The sequence below is a fragment of the Streptosporangium sp. NPDC002544 genome (assembly GCF_040295965.1).
Taxonomy (GTDB): domain Bacteria; phylum Actinomycetota; class Actinomycetes; order Streptosporangiales; family Streptosporangiaceae; genus Streptosporangium.
In genome coordinates this window covers 47,822-63,130 of sequence record NZ_JBEOWJ010000006.1, presented here as the reverse complement: position 1 = coordinate 63,130, position 15,309 = coordinate 47,822, and the positions used below count along the sequence as shown (strand labels likewise).

16 protein-coding genes are annotated in these 15,309 nt (G+C 70.8%); 10 read left to right on the top strand and 6 right to left on the bottom strand.

The annotated features are described in order from the left end of the window. Window positions 1-15 precede the first annotated feature (15 nt). Window positions 16-1,368 carry an MFS transporter gene (locus tag ABT061_RS10710; protein ID WP_350915025.1) on the top strand — a complete coding sequence of 451 codons (1,353 nt, stop codon included), beginning with the start codon at window positions 16-18 and terminating at the stop codon, window positions 1,366-1,368. 32 nt (window positions 1,369-1,400) lie between these two features. Here ABT061_RS10710 and ABT061_RS10705 read toward each other — a convergent pair whose 3' ends face one another. The 4 genes from ABT061_RS10705 to ABT061_RS10690 all read right to left on the bottom strand — a co-directional run bounded on the left by ABT061_RS10705 (window position 1,401) and on the right by ABT061_RS10690 (window position 6,039). Continuing rightward, on the bottom strand, window positions 1,401-2,204 hold the full coding sequence (locus ABT061_RS10705) for an ABC transporter ATP-binding protein (protein ID WP_350915023.1): 804 nt from the start codon (window positions 2,202-2,204) through the stop codon (window positions 1,401-1,403). Continuing rightward, the gene (locus tag ABT061_RS10700; protein ID WP_502991414.1) at window positions 2,201-2,536 is read right to left on the bottom strand and encodes an iron chelate uptake ABC transporter family permease subunit; all 336 of its coding nucleotides are present in this window, start codon (window positions 2,534-2,536) and stop codon (window positions 2,201-2,203) included. The genes ABT061_RS10705 and ABT061_RS10700 overlap by 4 nt, the downstream gene beginning before the upstream one ends. A 392-nt stretch (window positions 2,537-2,928) precedes the next feature. Beyond that, a complete protein-coding gene (locus ABT061_RS10695; protein ID WP_350915021.1) occupies window positions 2,929-5,325 on the bottom strand; it encodes a helicase-associated domain-containing protein in 2,397 nt (798 codons plus the stop codon). Between the two features lie 282 nt (window positions 5,326-5,607). Beyond that, on the bottom strand, window positions 5,608-6,039 hold the full coding sequence (locus tag ABT061_RS10690; RefSeq protein ID WP_350915019.1) for an ATP-binding protein: 432 nt from the start codon (window positions 6,037-6,039) through the stop codon (window positions 5,608-5,610). A 316-nt stretch (window positions 6,040-6,355) separates the two neighbouring features. Between ABT061_RS10690 and ABT061_RS10685 the strand changes: the two genes are divergently transcribed. The 4 genes from ABT061_RS10685 (at window position 6,356) to ABT061_RS10670 (ending at window position 8,690) form a co-directional block, all read left to right on the top strand. Further along, on the top strand, window positions 6,356-7,216 hold the full coding sequence (locus ABT061_RS10685; RefSeq protein WP_433381878.1) for a Sco1979 family transcriptional regulator: 861 nt from the start codon (window positions 6,356-6,358) through the stop codon (window positions 7,214-7,216). Further along, window positions 7,217-7,453, top strand: a complete 237-nt coding sequence (locus ABT061_RS10680; RefSeq protein WP_030921376.1) for a DUF397 domain-containing protein — start codon at window positions 7,217-7,219, stop codon at window positions 7,451-7,453. A gap of 123 nt (window positions 7,454-7,576) precedes the next feature. Continuing rightward, window positions 7,577-7,834 carry a hypothetical protein gene (locus ABT061_RS10675; RefSeq protein ID WP_350915017.1) on the top strand — a complete coding sequence of 86 codons (258 nt, stop codon included), beginning with the start codon at window positions 7,577-7,579 and terminating at the stop codon, window positions 7,832-7,834. 82 nt (window positions 7,835-7,916) lie between these two features. Next, window positions 7,917-8,690 carry a hypothetical protein gene (locus tag ABT061_RS10670; protein ID WP_350915015.1) on the top strand — a complete coding sequence of 258 codons (774 nt, stop codon included), beginning with the start codon at window positions 7,917-7,919 and terminating at the stop codon, window positions 8,688-8,690. 63 nt (window positions 8,691-8,753) lie between these two features. Here the strand turns inward: ABT061_RS10670 and ABT061_RS10665 are convergent, their stop codons facing one another. Beyond that, entirely contained in the window at window positions 8,754-9,335 is a 582-nt protein-coding gene (locus ABT061_RS10665) for a histidine phosphatase family protein (RefSeq protein ID WP_350915013.1), read from the bottom strand. A 70-nt stretch (window positions 9,336-9,405) separates the two neighbouring features. Beyond that, on the bottom strand, window positions 9,406-10,320 hold the full coding sequence (locus tag ABT061_RS10660) for a TIGR03621 family F420-dependent LLM class oxidoreductase (protein WP_350915012.1): 915 nt from the start codon (window positions 10,318-10,320) through the stop codon (window positions 9,406-9,408). Window positions 10,321-10,439: 119 nt separating this feature from the next. On the opposite strand from ABT061_RS10660, the gene ABT061_RS10655 reads away from it, so the two are divergent. The 5 genes from ABT061_RS10655 to ABT061_RS10635 are packed head-to-tail and all read left to right on the top strand — an operon-like array spanning window position 10,440 to window position 15,117. Next, window positions 10,440-11,219 (top strand): phytanoyl-CoA dioxygenase family protein, encoded by a 780-nt coding sequence (locus ABT061_RS10655; protein ID WP_350915010.1) that lies wholly within the window; start codon window positions 10,440-10,442, stop codon window positions 11,217-11,219. A 35-nt stretch (window positions 11,220-11,254) separates the two neighbouring features. Next, complete coding sequence (locus ABT061_RS10650) at window positions 11,255-12,271, top strand: phosphotriesterase family protein (protein WP_350915008.1); 1,017 nt, start codon at window positions 11,255-11,257, stop codon at window positions 12,269-12,271. Then, window positions 12,258-13,460 (top strand): cytochrome P450, encoded by a 1,203-nt coding sequence (locus ABT061_RS10645; protein ID WP_350915006.1) that lies wholly within the window; start codon window positions 12,258-12,260, stop codon window positions 13,458-13,460. Before ABT061_RS10650 ends, ABT061_RS10645 begins: the two co-directional genes overlap by 14 nt. Beyond that, window positions 13,454-14,266, top strand: a complete 813-nt coding sequence (locus tag ABT061_RS10640; protein ID WP_350915004.1) for an SDR family NAD(P)-dependent oxidoreductase — start codon at window positions 13,454-13,456, stop codon at window positions 14,264-14,266. The genes ABT061_RS10645 and ABT061_RS10640 overlap by 7 nt, the downstream gene beginning before the upstream one ends. Beyond that, window positions 14,263-15,117: a Gfo/Idh/MocA family protein gene (locus ABT061_RS10635; protein WP_350915002.1), complete on the top strand. Its 855-nt coding sequence runs from the start codon at window positions 14,263-14,265 to the stop codon at window positions 15,115-15,117. The genes ABT061_RS10640 and ABT061_RS10635 overlap by 4 nt, the downstream gene beginning before the upstream one ends. Window positions 15,118-15,309: the final 192 nt, after the last annotated feature.

Here is a 15,309-nt window from a genome sequence, read left to right as displayed (position 1 = left end):
GAAGGAACTGGCGCCATGGCGACAACCGCAATACCGCACGACAAGCAGCAGGCACGACGAGCCGGGATCGCCGCGCTCGTCGGCACGACCCTGGAGTGGTACGACTTCCTGATCTACGGGACGGCCGCCGCCCTCATCCTCAACGAGCTGTTCTTCCCGAACGGGGACCCGCTCGTCGGCACGCTGGCGGCGTTCGCCACCTACGCGGTCGGTTTCATGGCGCGGCCGATCGGCGGGATCGTGCTGGGCAACCTGGGCGACCGGGCCGGTCGCAAGAGGATGCTGATCCTCACGATCACGCTGATGGGCGTGGCGACCACGCTGATCGGCCTGCTGCCGTCGTACGACCAGATCGGCTTCTGGGCGCCGGTCCTGCTGATCGGGCTGCGCCTGCTGCAGGGGTTCGCCGCCGGAGGGGAGTACGCGGGCGCGGTCGTGCTGTCCGTGGAACACGGTGACCAGACCCGCCGCGGCGCCGCCGGCGCCTGGGCGCCCACCGGGTTCGCCGTCGCCACCCTGCTGTCGACGGGTGTCTTCCAGCTCATGCTCCTGCTGCCCGACGACGCGTTCCGCTCGTGGGGCTGGCGTGTGCCGTTCCTGCTGGGCGCGCTGCTGCTGCTGGTCGGCTACCTCATCAGGCGCCGCATCGACGAGACGCCCGCCTTCGAGGAGGCGGAGAGGGCCGAGGCCAGGGGAGCCGTACAGGCCACCAAGACGCCGGTGCTCGCCGTGCTGCGCAAGCACCCCCGCAGCTTCCTGGTGGTCGTCGGCGCCCGGTTCGCCGAGAACTCCTTCGCCTACCTCTTCCCCGTCTTCGGTGTCGCCTTCGCCGTCAACCAGCTCGGCATCGACCGTTCGTTCACCCTGCTGGCGGTCGTCATCGCCTCCGCGGTACAGATCGTCGCCGTCCCCCTGTGGGCGATCCTGTCGGACCGGGTCGGCCGCAGGCCCGTCTACGCGGGTGGGGCGATCGCCTCGCTGCTGTGGCTGGTGCCGTACTTCATGTTGCTGGAGACCCTGTCACCGGTGCTGATCGTCATCGGTTTCGTGGTCGGCCTCGGCGTCTTCTACCCGGCCATGCTGGCCCCGCAGGCGGCCTACTTCGCCGAGCTCTTCGACACCAAGACCCGGCTGTCCGGCTTCGCGTTCGCCCGCGAGCTCGGTTCGGTGCTCGCCGGCGGCTTCCTGCCGCTGATCGCCACCGCGCTGCTGGCCTGGACCGGCCACTGGTGGGCCGTCGCGGTCTACCTGGCGGTGCTGACCACCATCACCCTCATCGCCCTCGCCTTCGGACCGGAGACACGCGGGCAGGACATCGTCACGGTGTCGGCCGCCGAGAACGAGCCCGCGGGGCGGGTCACGGGCTGACCCTCCTGACCGGCCGCCGCGCAGGACAGGACCTAGCCTCGCCCCAGCGGCGCGGGAGCGCGGCGGCGGGTCTCGGGGACGATCAGCGGGGTGCCGCTCTGCGGGTCCTCGATGATCTCGCAGCGCAGCTCGAAGACCTCCCTTACCAGGTCGGCGGTGACGATCGCGGAGGGATCGCCCTCGGCGACGATCCGGCCGTCGCGCATCACGATCAGGTGGGTGGCGTAGCGGCAGGCCTGGTTCAGGTCGTGCAGCACGGCGACCAGGGTCCTGCCCTGCTCGTGCAGGTCGGCGCAGAGGTCGAGCACCTCGATCTGGTGGGCGATGTCCAGGAAGGTGGTCGGCTCGTCGAGCAGCAGGATCGGGGTCTCCTGGGCCAGCGCCATGGCCAGCCAGACGCGCTGGCGCTGGCCGCCGGAGAGTTCGTCCACGCAGCGGTCGGCCAGCTCGGTCACGTCCGTCGACTCCATGGCCGCCGCCACCGCGGCCTCGTCCTCGCGGGACCACTGGCGCATCATCCGCTGGTGTGGGTAGCGGCCCCGGCCCACCAGGTCGGCGACCGTGATGCCGTCGGGCACGATCGAGCTCTGCGGCAGCAGGCCCAGCCTGCGCGCCACCTCCTTGGACGGCAGCGAGGTGATCACGGATCCGTCCAGGTGCACCGCCCCCGCGCGGGGCTTGAGCATCCGGGCCAGGGCGCGCAGCATCGTGGACTTGCCGCACGCGTTGGGGCCGATGATCACGGTGAACGACCCGTCGGGGATCGTGACGTCCAGGTCCCTGGCCACCACGCGCTTGTCGTAGGAGAGGGTCAGGCCGGTGCCGTACAGTCTCAACGTCGTTCCCTCCGCAGGAGAAACACCAGGTATACGCCGCCGATCGCGGCGGTCATGATTCCCACCGGCAGCTGGACCGGCGCGAAGAGGCGCTGCGCGGCCAGGTCGGCGCAGACCAGCAGGGTGGCGCCGGTCAGCGCCGAGGTGACCAGGGTGACGCCGGGGGAACGACTGATCCGCCGGGTCGGCTGGGGAGCGGCCATCGCCACGAAGGTCACGGGTCCGGTGGCGGCGGTGGCGACACCGCACAGCAGCACGCCGACCCCGATGCCGACCAGGATCGCCAGCCCGGCCAGCAGTCCGGCCGCCAGCACGGGCGCACGCCGTTTCACCGGCGGTGGCGTGCCGTCCGGTTTTCCGGCCGTCTGGGACCACGCTGTCTCGGACCCGGTCGTCCTGGACCCGGCTGTGGTCACACCGGCCCTGCTCACCGGGCTCCCTCCCTGTCGACATAGCTAAGGTAAGGCTAATCTAATGAAGAAGCCATTGGCAGGCGGAGGAGCGCTACAGCTACCAGGGCTACGCCGGGCGTGCTGGAGAACCTGAACGCTAATCTCGCCAAGTCCAAGAAGCTCTAGCGGGCCGTGATCGCGGGCCCGGGAGACGTGGGCCTGGAAGACATCGGCCCAGGAGACGCCGGCCCGCGCGTTCGGTCGCACCGGACGGCCGGGGCGACGGCGTTCGGCTCGGCCGGGCGGCGGCCGGACCAGGCCTGTGGGACGGATCAGGCGTAGGCGCCGCGGACCTCGATGATGTCGGCCAGCGGGAACTCCAGATAGTCGCCCGCCTCCTCGCACCACGCGTCGAGCACGCCGCTGCGCAGCTCGCCGTGGCTGATGGTGGCGGTCAGGCCGTCGGCCAGTGTGATCGCCGCCCGCACACCCCGATCGACGACGAAGCCGAGCAGCGACTGCTGGGCGGTCGGCAGGCGGGAGGCCATGCGGCCGATGACCGCCCACGTCCTGCCGCCGGACTGGGTGGCCTGGCCCTCGGCGACGAGCAGGCGCTGGGCGTGCTCGCGGGGGTCCGGCGGTGGCTCCACCAGCGGGTACGGGGGCTGTTCGAACTCGGCCACCCTGCCCCCGGGCAGCAGGATCAGCCGCCCGTTCCGCGGTTCCTCGACACGGGCCCTGCGGATGGTGATCTCTCCGGTGTCCTCGATGGGCACCGGCGCGTAGCCGTTCTCCCGCAGCGCCGCCAGGGTCCTGTCGGCGGGCATCGCGCTGGCCAGCACGGTCGGGGCGAGCAGCCGCAGGCCCAGCCTGCCCAGCCGCCGGTGCCCGGCGATCTCGGCCAGCAGCACCGGGTCGGAGGCCTGCACGATGCAGGCGACGGTGGTCACCGTGACCTCGCCGTGCCGCCTGGCCACGTCGTGAATCAGGTACTCGAGGGGCTGCGGCACCCTGCCCACCTCGGCGAGGTCCGTCAGCAGACCCTCGGCGGTGTAGCCGGCGTCCATGGCCCGGCGCACGCTGGCCGGGGTGAACCGCCAGACCGAGGCCGCGCCGCGCGACTCGCGCTCGGCGGCCCGGTCGAGCAGCTCGGCGAGCTCGCCGGCGGGCGGGCCGGTCACCACCGCGGTGAGGTCGGCGCCGAAGAGCGCGCTCCGCCGCACGCTGGCCAGCGCCCTGGTGGAGCACTCGACCAGCACGGGGTCGTTCTCCACCAGGGGCGCGGAGTCGTCGATCTCGTCGCCGGGGAAGGCGTCCAGCCCGGCCATCGCGCGGCCGAGGTCGGTGATCGTGTCGAGGGCGACCAGCCCGAGCATCCGGGCCTCCTCCAGCACGGCGGGAGCGCACTCGGCCAGCAGCGACCGGTCCAGCAGCGGGGCGTGCCAGTACGCGGACTCGACCAGCCCGGCCAGGTCGACGCACGCGGTGCTGGCGGGCAGGCGGGCCAGCACGCCGAGCACCGCCCGCCGGGCGCGGGCGACCATGGCCCCGGCGGGATCGTCGCCGAGCACCGTGCCGTACTTGCCGTCGACCTTCCGGAGCGACGAGCGCTCCATCCGCCACCACGCCGACAGCAGCACCCTGAGCCTGGCGGCCGCGTCGTCCAGCCGCCAGCGGTCGAACTTCTCGGTGGGCACCAGCCCGCCGGCGGAGTCGTCCCAGGCCAGCAGCCGGGCCACCGCGCAGACCTCCAGCAGCAGCCGGGTCTCGTCCTCGTCGCAGCCGGTGTCCTTGGCCACCCGCCGGACCTCGCGCACACCCACCCCACCCGCCTTGAGCAGCGGCAGCGGGAACTTCGCGGTGTTCTCCAGCATGGCGGCGCAGCGCTCCACCACGTGCGGCGCGGCCAGGGTCATCAGGTGGTCGACGGCCTCGGGGTCGACGGGGAGCGTGGCGAGGTCGGGCGGGACGGGGGTGAAGGGCGGGTGGTAGTCGGGGCCGCGCAGCGCGAGCGCCACCTCACGGGGCATCTCGGCCACATTCCAGCTGGGGCGGAAGAGCAGCCCGTGATCGGCGGCCCACTTCTCGGGAGACCCCGGCACCACGAACTCGCCGCCGTCCACGTCGCGGACAGGACCGTCCCAGGCGAACTCCTCAAGCAGCCGCCCCGTGCCCTCGGGAGCCTTCTCCAGCAGCGCGGTCACCCGGTGGGGGTCGGAGAGGATCTCGGTGACCCTGGCGACCGTACGCCGCTTCGGGCCGTGCGGCAGGCCCAGGGTCCTGGCCAGCGCGCGCAGCGCGTCGGCGCTGACCGTCCAGGAGTTCAGGTAGTTGGGGAGCGGTTCACCGAGCCCGCAGGGGGCGGTCCACCACCGGGCGAGCCCCTCGGCCACCCGGATGCGGCCCTCGCTGTCCGGCCACGCCAGGGCGTGGTCGAACAGCAGGTCGAGCCAGGGCGCCACCTCGGCCTCGGGCACGCCCATGAACCGGGCCACCGTCTCCGGCCCGGCCTGCTCGCCGAGGGTCAGTGCGGCCTGCGCCACCTCCAGGGAGGGCAGCGGCAGGCCGCGCATGACCTCCATCACCGCGAACCCGTTGCCCAGTCGCTGCGCCAGGGTGTCCAGGCGGCGCGGCCACGGCGGGGCGATGGCGTCCGGCCGGTTGGCCAGAACTCGGGCGAGCCGTTCTTCGTCGAGGGTTTTCAACCAGCCGAGCAGGTGATCGTCCATCTCGCAGCTCTCTCAGGAATCTCGCGCGGGGACTCTCCGTGAGCCATAAACATCCACGGTAATGCAGAGGGCATCTCTGACGGCATCTACCGCGCAGAATGCGACGCGTTATATGAGGTCTCCATCCGGTTCTAACCGGTCCCGGGGCCACCGGGAGGGAGGAGCGGCGGCCCCGGGACCGATTGGCGCCCTTAAGGGGAAGAGGCGGCGCCGTCCGGAAGAGGTCGGTGGAGGCGGTGAAGGAGCGGGGCGGGGAACGGCACGCGGCGGGCGTTCGTGGGTCTACGGGCGGTCGAGGGGGGCGGGATCCTCACGAAGGCCGGTCCGCAGGACGGCCCAGACAATCTTGCCGTACGGGGCCAGCGGTGCCCAGCCCCAGCGAAGACTCAGTGACTCGACGATGTGCAGTCCGAGGCCGCCGATGTCGAGTGGCGAAGGATCGCGGAGCGCGGGGAAGCCGGCTCCCGGGTCGTTGAGCGTGCAGGTGACCAGATTGCCCCGCCGGATCAGGGAGAGCCGGATCGGCTCCCTGGCACGCGACTCGGCGAGCCGGAGGCCGTGTCTGAGGGCGTTGGTCGCCAGTTCCGAGACGACCAGCTCCATGTTCTCGCCCAGCTCGCCGAGGTTCCAGCCGGTGAGGGTGCCCGTCGCGAAGCTGCGGGCGGAGTGGACGGACTCGGCGTGTGGCGGGAGCACGAAGGTGGCGCTGGCCATGACTGCCGGGGATCCGGGGAGAAGATCGCGCGCGGAGTCGGGCCACCAGCCTGCGGGGGGCCACCAGTCGAGCGCCGTCCATGACGTTGACGCTCGGGGGGGCGCGGTTTGGGCGGACTGCACAGCCGCAATCATGGTGCAAACTCCCGTGCAGGTGCAAGAGCGAATGCACGTGCATAAGGTGTGTGCAACCGCTACCGTTACCGGTGATTGGGTAATTTCGTACGAAAGGGGATCTTGATCGTGGCCAGGGATTCTTCGGCCGCGAAGTGACAGACTGTCGATCAGGAAAGCGAGCGAGGAGCATCACGTGTCCATGGATCCGCCCGGTACCGGTTCCACTGTCCGGCGCATCATGCTCGGCGCGAGTCTGCGCCGGCTGCGTGAGGAGAAGGGGCTCGCCCGTGAGGTAGCGGGATTCCACATCCGTGCCTCAGAGTCCAAGATCAGCCGTATGGAACTCGGCCGCGTCGGCTTCAAGACGCGTGACGTGGAAGACCTGCTCACCCTGTACGGCGTGCTCGACGACGCAGAACGGCGCGGCCTGCTGGAGATGGTCCGCGAGGCGAACACCCCCGGCTGGTGGCACAAGTACGGCGACCTGTTGCCGAACTGGTTCACCACCTACGTGGGGCTGGAGGAGGCGACGAACATGATCCGCACCTACGAGGTGCAGTTCATTCCCGGCCTGCTGCAGACATCCGCCTACGCGCGCACCGTGATCCGGTTGGGCTACCCGGACGTGCCGGAGGCGGAGATCGAGCGTCGTGTGCATATGCGCATGCAGCGGCAGGATCGCTTAACGAAGAAGGACGGCCCCCGATTGTGGGCGGTCATCGACGAGGCGGCCCTGAGGCGTCCCATCGGAGGTAAGGAGACGATGCGTGAGCAGATCCAGCACCTGCTGGAAGTGGCCACGCTTCCCAACATCACCCTCCAGGTGATGCCCTTCCGATTCGGCATGCACGCGGCCGAGGGTGGTGCGTTCAGCATCTTGCGGTTTCCCGAGTCCGACCTGTCGGACGTCGTCTATGTCGAGCAGCTCTGGGGTGCCCTCTACCTGGACAAACGTGAGGACATCGATCCATACCTCACGGCCATGGAGCAGTTGTGCGTGGAAAGCACCACGCCCGGGGGCACCGCCGAGATCCTCGGCGACCTTCTCAGAGAGATGTAAATGGAGCAGACCTACAACGGCATGCCGGCCACTGACCTTGCCGGGGCCAGCTGGCGCAAGAGCCGCTACAGCAACTCGACGGGTAACTGCGTCGAGCTTGCCGAACTTTCGGATGGCAGCATCGCGGTCCGGAACTCGCGTTTTCCAGAGGGGCCTGCCCTGATCTACACCAGGGATGAGATCCGTGCCCTGGTGCTCGGGGTGAAGGATGGGGAGTTCGACGGTTTAACGGTGTAACACCGTTTTTACCTCAGGGCCGCCGGGTTAACCAGGCCGCGTCGGCCGTGTAACCGGGGGAGTGGAACGGCACGGAAGAGTTTGAGATCACAGTGATTGGGGGCTCAAGCCGTGCTCGACCAGATGACCTTGTACCCGGTGGCCGACGACGTGCTGTTCGCACCAGGCGGGCGCGTCGTGATCCGCACTTACGGCGTCGCCTCGGCGGCGACGGGGGAGGGTGTGCCCACTCCGGTGTCCTACCGCACATGGGTCACCGGAGTGCGCGACCAGCCACGTTACTGGCGCTGGGGCCACTTCGAGGACGCCTGCCACGGTCACCGCCGGGTCCTCGAATGGCTGACGGGGCGAGGTCCGCAGCCCGCCGCGGCGGCCGCCTGAACGAGATCTCCACGCTGTACGGCGTGATCCTTCTCAACTAGTGTTCAACCAAGCATTCGCTTGGGTTGAGGAGGCGCTTACCGTGCGGCGAGGCATCTACCTGATCGAAGAGGTCGACTTCCGGCCGATGAACTCCCGCAGGCCGCTGGAGTACCTCACCTGGCTCACCCGCTACAAGAAGGAGGACGAGGCCCTCGACATCCCGGAGCTGACCCGGGGACTGTCGATCAGATCCAGGGACATCGACCTGGTGGGCGCCTTCTACGCCGTCGGCATCACCGGCCACCCCCAGTTCAAGGCGGTCACGCTCTGGGACTGCCACGGCGGCTGGGACGGCGGCTGGCGGCAGATGATGAACATCTACGACGGCGTCGACGGCAGGCTCTTCCTCTCCGACATCGACGACCTGCGTTTCTCCGCCTTCTCCCGGCCACTGGGCGCCGTGCGCGGCAGCCCGGCACTCGCCGACATCACCGCGGAGGGCTACGCGGCCCCGTTCTACCTGTTCGAGAGCGCCCAGGTGCGGCCCGGGGCCGCGCTGGACTACCTCGACGCCGTCCGCGAGGAGCGCGCGCCCGTCCTCGCCGACCACGGCCACCGCCCGATCGGTCTGTACGAGGTCCTGTTCTGCGACACCGAGGTCGTCACCGTCTGGGGCATGACGCTGGACGACCACCTGGCGCTCCAGCGGTCCAGGGACGCGGCGCTCGGCCTGGACGACGAGGTGGAGCCGGACGGCCGGCTGCTCGACTGGAGTAGCCGGGCCAGGGAGTTCCTGGCGGGCCCGTGGCGGGAGACCCTGCTGGCGCCCTTCCCCGGCTCCCGCCTTGCCCCGATCCAGGCCGATCTCCGGTGAGGAGGAGGGCCTGTCGCGGCGGAAAGGGGGAGCCGGGGGAGGGCTCCGATCGCGGGTCAGGGGTCAGACGGGCGCGTTCCAGGTGAGGACGACCGGCTCGTCGCGCTCGAAGCCGAGCCGGGAGTAGGTGCCGGTGTCCAGGCGGAACAGGCGGCCGTCGGTCGGTGGCAGGCCGAGCCAGCGGGCGCACAGCACCCGCAGGTAGTGTCCGTGGGCGACCAGGACCACGTCGCCGTCCGCGGCCAGGGCTCGGGCGATCACCCGGTCGGCGCGGGCGCCGACCTGCTCCGCGCTCTCGCCGGGGTGCTCGGCGTCGCCGGGGACGACGCCGTCGCGCCACAGGTACCAGCCGGGGCGCCTCTCGCGGATCTCCAGGGTGGTGATGCCCTCGTAGCCGCCGTAGTCCCATTCCCACAGGTCGGGATCTGTCTCGTAGTCCTTGATTCCGGCGAGTTCGGCGGTGTCCCTCGCGCGCCGGGCCGGACTGACCAGGACGAGGCCGAACGTCCGGTCCGAGATCAGCGGGGCCAGTGCCCGTGCCTGATCCTCGCCTCCGGCGGTCAGCCGTAGATCGGTGCGCCCGGTGTGCCGGCCGTCCCGGCTCCATTCGGTCTCGCCGTGCCGAAGCAGAATCATCTGGTCCATGATGCCCAATCATGCCGCCGGCGGTCCGTCGCGCACGCCCCGGGGCCCCGGGACCCCGAAGCGTCGCGGGTCAGCGCCCCGCGAGCTCCTCGGCGACCGGGATGAAGGCGTCCAGGTCGCGCTCGTGGTGGAGTACGAAATAGGACAGGTCGTGGGTGTCGCGCCAGTGGCGGAGCTTGTCGACGATGTCCTGGCGGGTGCCGAGCAGCACCTGCGGAGTCTCGTCCTGCCGGGAGGAGTCGGCGGCGCTCCACGGCTCGTCCCGCTTGCGGACGCCGAGCTGCTGCACGCTGGTGCCGAGCTCGATCCGGTGGTAGCGGCCGGCCGCGGCCCGCCGTACCAGGTCGATCTTGGCGAGGAAGGCGTCCAGACCGCCGTCCGCGCCGTCGGGGCCGGTGCCGTCGGCGCGTACCCGCATGCCGAGGTTGATCACGTCGGCCTCGCGGGCGGCCAGTCCGAGCATGCGCGGGCCGCCGCCGCCGAGCAGCAGCCGAGGGTGGGGGCGGCTCAGGGGCTTGGGGGTCTGGTCCAGGGCGGTGATCCGGTAGTGCCTGCCGTGGAAGGTGAAGGGGCCGTCCGCCCACAGGCCCTTGAGCACGGTGATCGCCTCGGCCAGCCGGTCCACCCTGACCCCCGGCGGCTCGAACGCCAGCCCGGCGCCGGCGTAGTCGGCGGCCATCCAGCCGGTGCCGAGGCCCAGCTCCAGGCGGCCCTCGGAGAGCAGGTCGACGGTGGCGGCCTCCTTGGCGAGCACCGCGGGGTGGCGGAAGTCGTTGGCGAACACCAGCGTGCCGACCCGCAGGCGGCTGGTGGCGCACGCCGCCGCGGTCATCGCCGCGACCGGCGCGAAGCGGGGACCGACCAGATGGTCGGGGACGAGCAGCACGTCGAAGCCCGAGCCCTCCAGGCGGCGTGCCGCCTCGGCCCAGGCCCTGGCCGAGCCGGTCTCGCGGATCACGGCGGCGAACCGGAACGGGCGATCCATCGGCATCCCCTCTGTTCTGCCAAGCGCTTGCTAAGCATAGACGCGCCGTCCGGGCACGGAAAGGCGACTGTTATTACCAAGCGCTTGCTTTAGCGGGTGCGAGGTTCGACACTGAGCCAATGGCTGACGACAACCTGGTCCGCGAGGTGACCGACGACGAGGTCGCCTTCTTTGCGGACAACGGCTGGGTAAGGCTGCCACGCCTGATCGAAGGCGGCTACGCGGCCCTGCTCCGCGACCGTGCCCGGGAACACCTCGCCGAGCGCTCGCGGGCGGTCACCTCCAAGGTCGACCAGGCGTTCGGCCAGTCCAGGGACATCGCCGAGACCGACGAACACTTCCGGGACCTGGCCTTCGCCCCGGCTCTCGGCCGCGGCGCCACCCGGCTGCTGCACGGGGTGGCCGGGGTACGGATCCAGGTGACCAACCTGCTGATCAAGGAGCCGGACGGCGGGCACGGCGCCACCGAGTTCCATCAGGACTTCCCGTGGATGCCGATGGACCGCTCGGCCATGCTCACCGTCTGGCTGGCCCTGGTGGACGTGCCCGCGGACATGGGCTCGCTCCGGTTCCTGTGCGGTTCCCACCGCTACGGCCTGCTGGGCCGCTCCTTCGCCAGGGACGGTGACGACCAGCTCAGCCAGCACCCGTGGCTGAAGGAGCTGGAGATCTCACCGCCGCTGGACCTCGCGGCCGGGGACGCGACGGTGCACCACGCGCTGACCGTCCACGGGGCGGCCGCCAACCGCAGGGACAGCGCCAGGCTGTCGTTCACGGTCACCTATTTCGACGCGGACGCGCTCTACACCGGGACGCCGTACGGGCAGACGGACGATCTGGGACTGACGGTCAACCAGCCGTTCGAACACCCGAGGTTCCCCGTCGTCGCGCACACGTGACCGGGCCGACGACGAGCGAGGAGTGGTGACCAGACATGAGTGACAACCCCGCCCCGAGCATCGAGACGATCACCGGCCCCATCGGGGACCCGGGCGCGACGCTCATGCACGAGCACATCTTCGGGCTCAGCCCGGAGATCCTGTGGAACTGGCCGGACATCCCCGAGGGGTGGGACCTCGAAACCCGCGCCCGCGAGGCGGCGGCCAAGCTGAACGACCTGAAACGGCACGGCATCGACACGGTGGTCGACCTGACCGTGGTCGGCCTGGGCCGCTACGTGCCCGCGGTGCAACGGGTGGCCGAGCTGACCGAGGTCAACATCGTGGTCGCCACCGGCCTCTACACCTACGACGCGCTCCCGCCCTACTTCGGCAACCGCGGGCCGGGCTCGCTGTTCGGCGGCGCCGACCGGCTGGCCGAGTTCTTCGTCAGGGACATCACCGAGGGGATCGGCCGTACCGGTGTGAAGGCCGGCATCCTCAAGTGCGCCACCGACCACCTTGGCATGACCGCCAACTGTGAGCGGGTCTTCCGCGCGGTCGCCGAGGCGCACCTGGAGACCGGGGTGCCGATCTCCACCCACTCGCACAGCGCCTCGGGCGGCGGCCTGGAGCAGCAGAAGCTGCTGGCACGGCTGGGCGTGGACCTCTCCAGGGTCGTCATCGGGCATGCCGGAGACGCAACAGACGTCACCTACCTGGAAGAACTCATCGCGAACGGCTCCTACCTGGGAATGGACAGGTTCGGTATCGAGACGATCAGCTCGTTCGAGAACCGGGTGGCGATCGTCGCCGAACTCGCCGCGCGCGGCCACGCGGACCGGATGGTCCTGTCCCACGACTCCTACTGTTTCAACGACCGCTTCGACGCCGACGTCGTACGGCAACGACACCCCAACTACCACCTGCTCCACATCTCCAGGGACGTACTGCCCGAGCTCCGCAGGCGAGGCGTCACCTCCGAGCAGATCGACCTGATGCTCATCGCCAACCCCCGCCAGATCCTCGCCCGGCGCGAGCCGTACCGAGAGGCAGGTCATGATTACCGCTGAGGACTTCGACGTCAGCGCGGCCTGGCACGTCGCCGCGCCCTACGACTTCCTGCGCAGGCTCCGCGACGAGCGCCCGGTGTTCTACAGCGAGCACCTGGGCGCCTACGTCATCAGCCGGCACGAGGACGTGCGCGCCGCCTACGGCGACCCCAGGCGTTTCTCCTCCGAGGGCTCGCTGACGATCTCCCGCAGCCTCGCCGACGAGACCAGGCGGGTGCTGGGCGAGCACGGCTCGTTCCTGTCCAGCTTCGTGGCCAACGTCGACCCGCCCACCCACACCCGGCTGCGCCGTTCGGTCTCGCGCGCCTTCACCCCGCGAGCCGTCGCCGCGATGGAACAGCGCTTCCGCGACCTGAACGAGGAGGTGCTCGACCGGGTGATCCCGAGTGGCGGGGGAGACCTGGTCGCGGAGATCGCGCACGTGCCCTCGGTCAAGCTCACCGCCCGCTTCATCGGCGTCCCCGAGGAGGACGAGGCCTTCGTCAAGGAGCATGTGAAGGACTGGTTCCAGCTCTTCCTGTCGCCGCAGCCGCCCGAACGCCAGCTGGTGCTGGCCGAGAGCTTCCTGACCTACCTCGACTACGTCGACAAGCTGGTCGCCTCCCGCGCCGCCGAGCCGCGTGACGACTTCGTCTCGCTGATGACCTCGCTGATCGGCACCGAGCTGTCGCACCGCGAGGTCGTCGAGCTGATCTCCACGATCCTGCTCGGCGGCAACGACACCGTGCCCAACCAGCTTGGCAACAGCGTGTTCAGGCTGCTGCGCGAGGAGATCTGGCCGGTGCCGCCCGAGCTGGTGCAGAACGCGGTGGAGGAGTGCATGCGCATCGACGGCGCCAGCCTCGGCTCCTTCCGGTACGCCGCCGTCGATGTGCAGATGCACGGCGTGACCATCCCGAAGGGCTCGCTCTGCCTGCTCTCCACCGACTCCGCGGCCCACGACGAGCGCGTCTTCGACGAGCCGGACGAGTTCCGGATCGACCGAGGCAACGCCGACGCGCACATGACGCTCGGCTACGGCATCCATTTCTGCGTGGGGGCCGCGCTCGGCCGCCTGCAGCTCCGTACCGCGCTGAAGGTGCTGGGCCGCCGCCTCCCGGGGCTCCGCCTGGCATCCGGCGGACCGCCCGTCACCTACCGCACGTCGCTGGTCGGGCGGGGCCTGACCGCGCTGAACGTGGAATGGTGACGCGCTTCGACGGCCGGGTGGCGCTGGTCACCGGCGCCGCCTCGGGAATCGGCGCGGCGACCGCGCGCCGGTTGGCCGCCGAGGGCGCCTGCGTCGGGGTCGCCGACCTGTGGGCCGCGGGCGCGCGCTCGGTGGCCTCGGGAATCAGGGCCCGCGGCGGTATGGCGTGCGCGCTCCACTGCGACGTGTCGGACGAGGAGGAGGTGAAGGCGGCCGTGGCGCAGCTGATCGGCTCGTTCGGCGGGCTGGACGTGCTGCACTCCAACGCCGCCTGTCTGGACCGCGACGTCTATGGCCGCGACCAGGACCTGCTCGACCTGGACGTCGAGGTCTGGGACCGCACCATGGCCGTCAACCTGCGGGGGGCGATGCTCATGGTCAAGCACGCGGTCCCCGCGATGCGTGACGGCGGCGCGATCGTGCTGACCTCGTCGGTGTCCGGGCTGGTGGGCGACGCCGACCACGCGGCCTACGGGGCGTCCAAGGCGGCCCTGACCGGATTCACCCGCTACGTCGCCACCATGTACGGCTCGCGCGGCATCCGCTGCAACGCGGTCGCCCCCGGCCTCGTCATGACCGACGCGGCGCGCGGGGCGATGTCCCCGCGGCGGCTGGCGGAGAAGGCTGCCGAACGCCTGCTGCCCTGGGCGGCGGAGCCGGACGACGTGGCGGCGCTGGTCGCGTTCCTCGCCTCGGACGAGGCGCGGTGCGTGACCGGCCAGACGATCGTGGTCGACAGCGGGACGACGGCGCACCGTCCGGAGCACGCGATCAGGGCCTGGGAGCGTGCGAAACTGGATCCGTGACGTTATCTGTGGGTCTGGTAGGTGCCGGACCGTGGGCCGAGATGGTGCACGCGCCGATGCTGGCGGCTGGTCCGAACACACGTCTGGCGGGGGTGTGGGCCCGTCGCCCCGAGGCCGCGGCCAGGTTCGGTGCTCCGGTCTTCGAACGGATCGAGGAGCTCTTCGACAACTGCGAGGCAGTCGCGTTCTCGGTTCCGCCCGCCGTCCAGGCGGAGCTCGGCGTGCTCGCCGCCAAGGCGGGCAAGGCACTGCTGCTGGAGAAACCGCTCGCCGCCGATCTGGACGGCGCACGGCGGCTGGCCGAGGCGGTCGCCGAGGCGGGCGTGGCCTCGCAGATGGTCCTCACCTGGCGTTACTCGCCCGCCACCCGGGCCTTCCTGGCCAGGGTCTCGGCCATCGAGCCGTTCGGCGGCCGGGCGGCCAACATCTCGGGGGCGATGCTCGGCGGGGCCTTCGCCACCTCCTGGCGACTGGAGCGCGGCGCGATCCTCGACGTCGGCCCGCACATGATCGACATGTTGGACGCCGCGCTCGGCAGGATCGTCGGGGTCCGCGCCCACGGCAACCCGCTGGGCTGGGTCGGCCTGCTGTTGGAGCACGAGACCGGCGCGGTCAGCGAGGCGTCGCTGTGCATGAGCGTGCCGGGTGAGAGCCCGCCCTCCGACGTCGAGATCTACGGCCGCCTCGGCCGGGAGACCATGGACGACACCCGGCTGGGCTCCGACGTCTTCTCCCTCATGCTCATGGAGTTCGAGCGGACCGTGCGGCGCGGTGGCGGCCACCCCCTGGACGCCGCGCACGGCCTGCGCCTGCAGGAGATCATCGCCGCCGCCGAGGAGCAACTCGGCTGAGAGGCGCCTCTGCTGAACGACGGCCCGCCGGACGAGCGACTGGAGGCTTGGCGGACGGTCCCTCCGGAGCCGCGGCGGGCCGGCTCGTCGGTGGCGATGTGCCTGGAGGCCGGATCCGGAGGTTCGGCGGGCGGTCCCTCCGGGGCGCGGCCTACCCGGAGAGCCACAGAGCGATCCGTCCAGGGTCTCGGC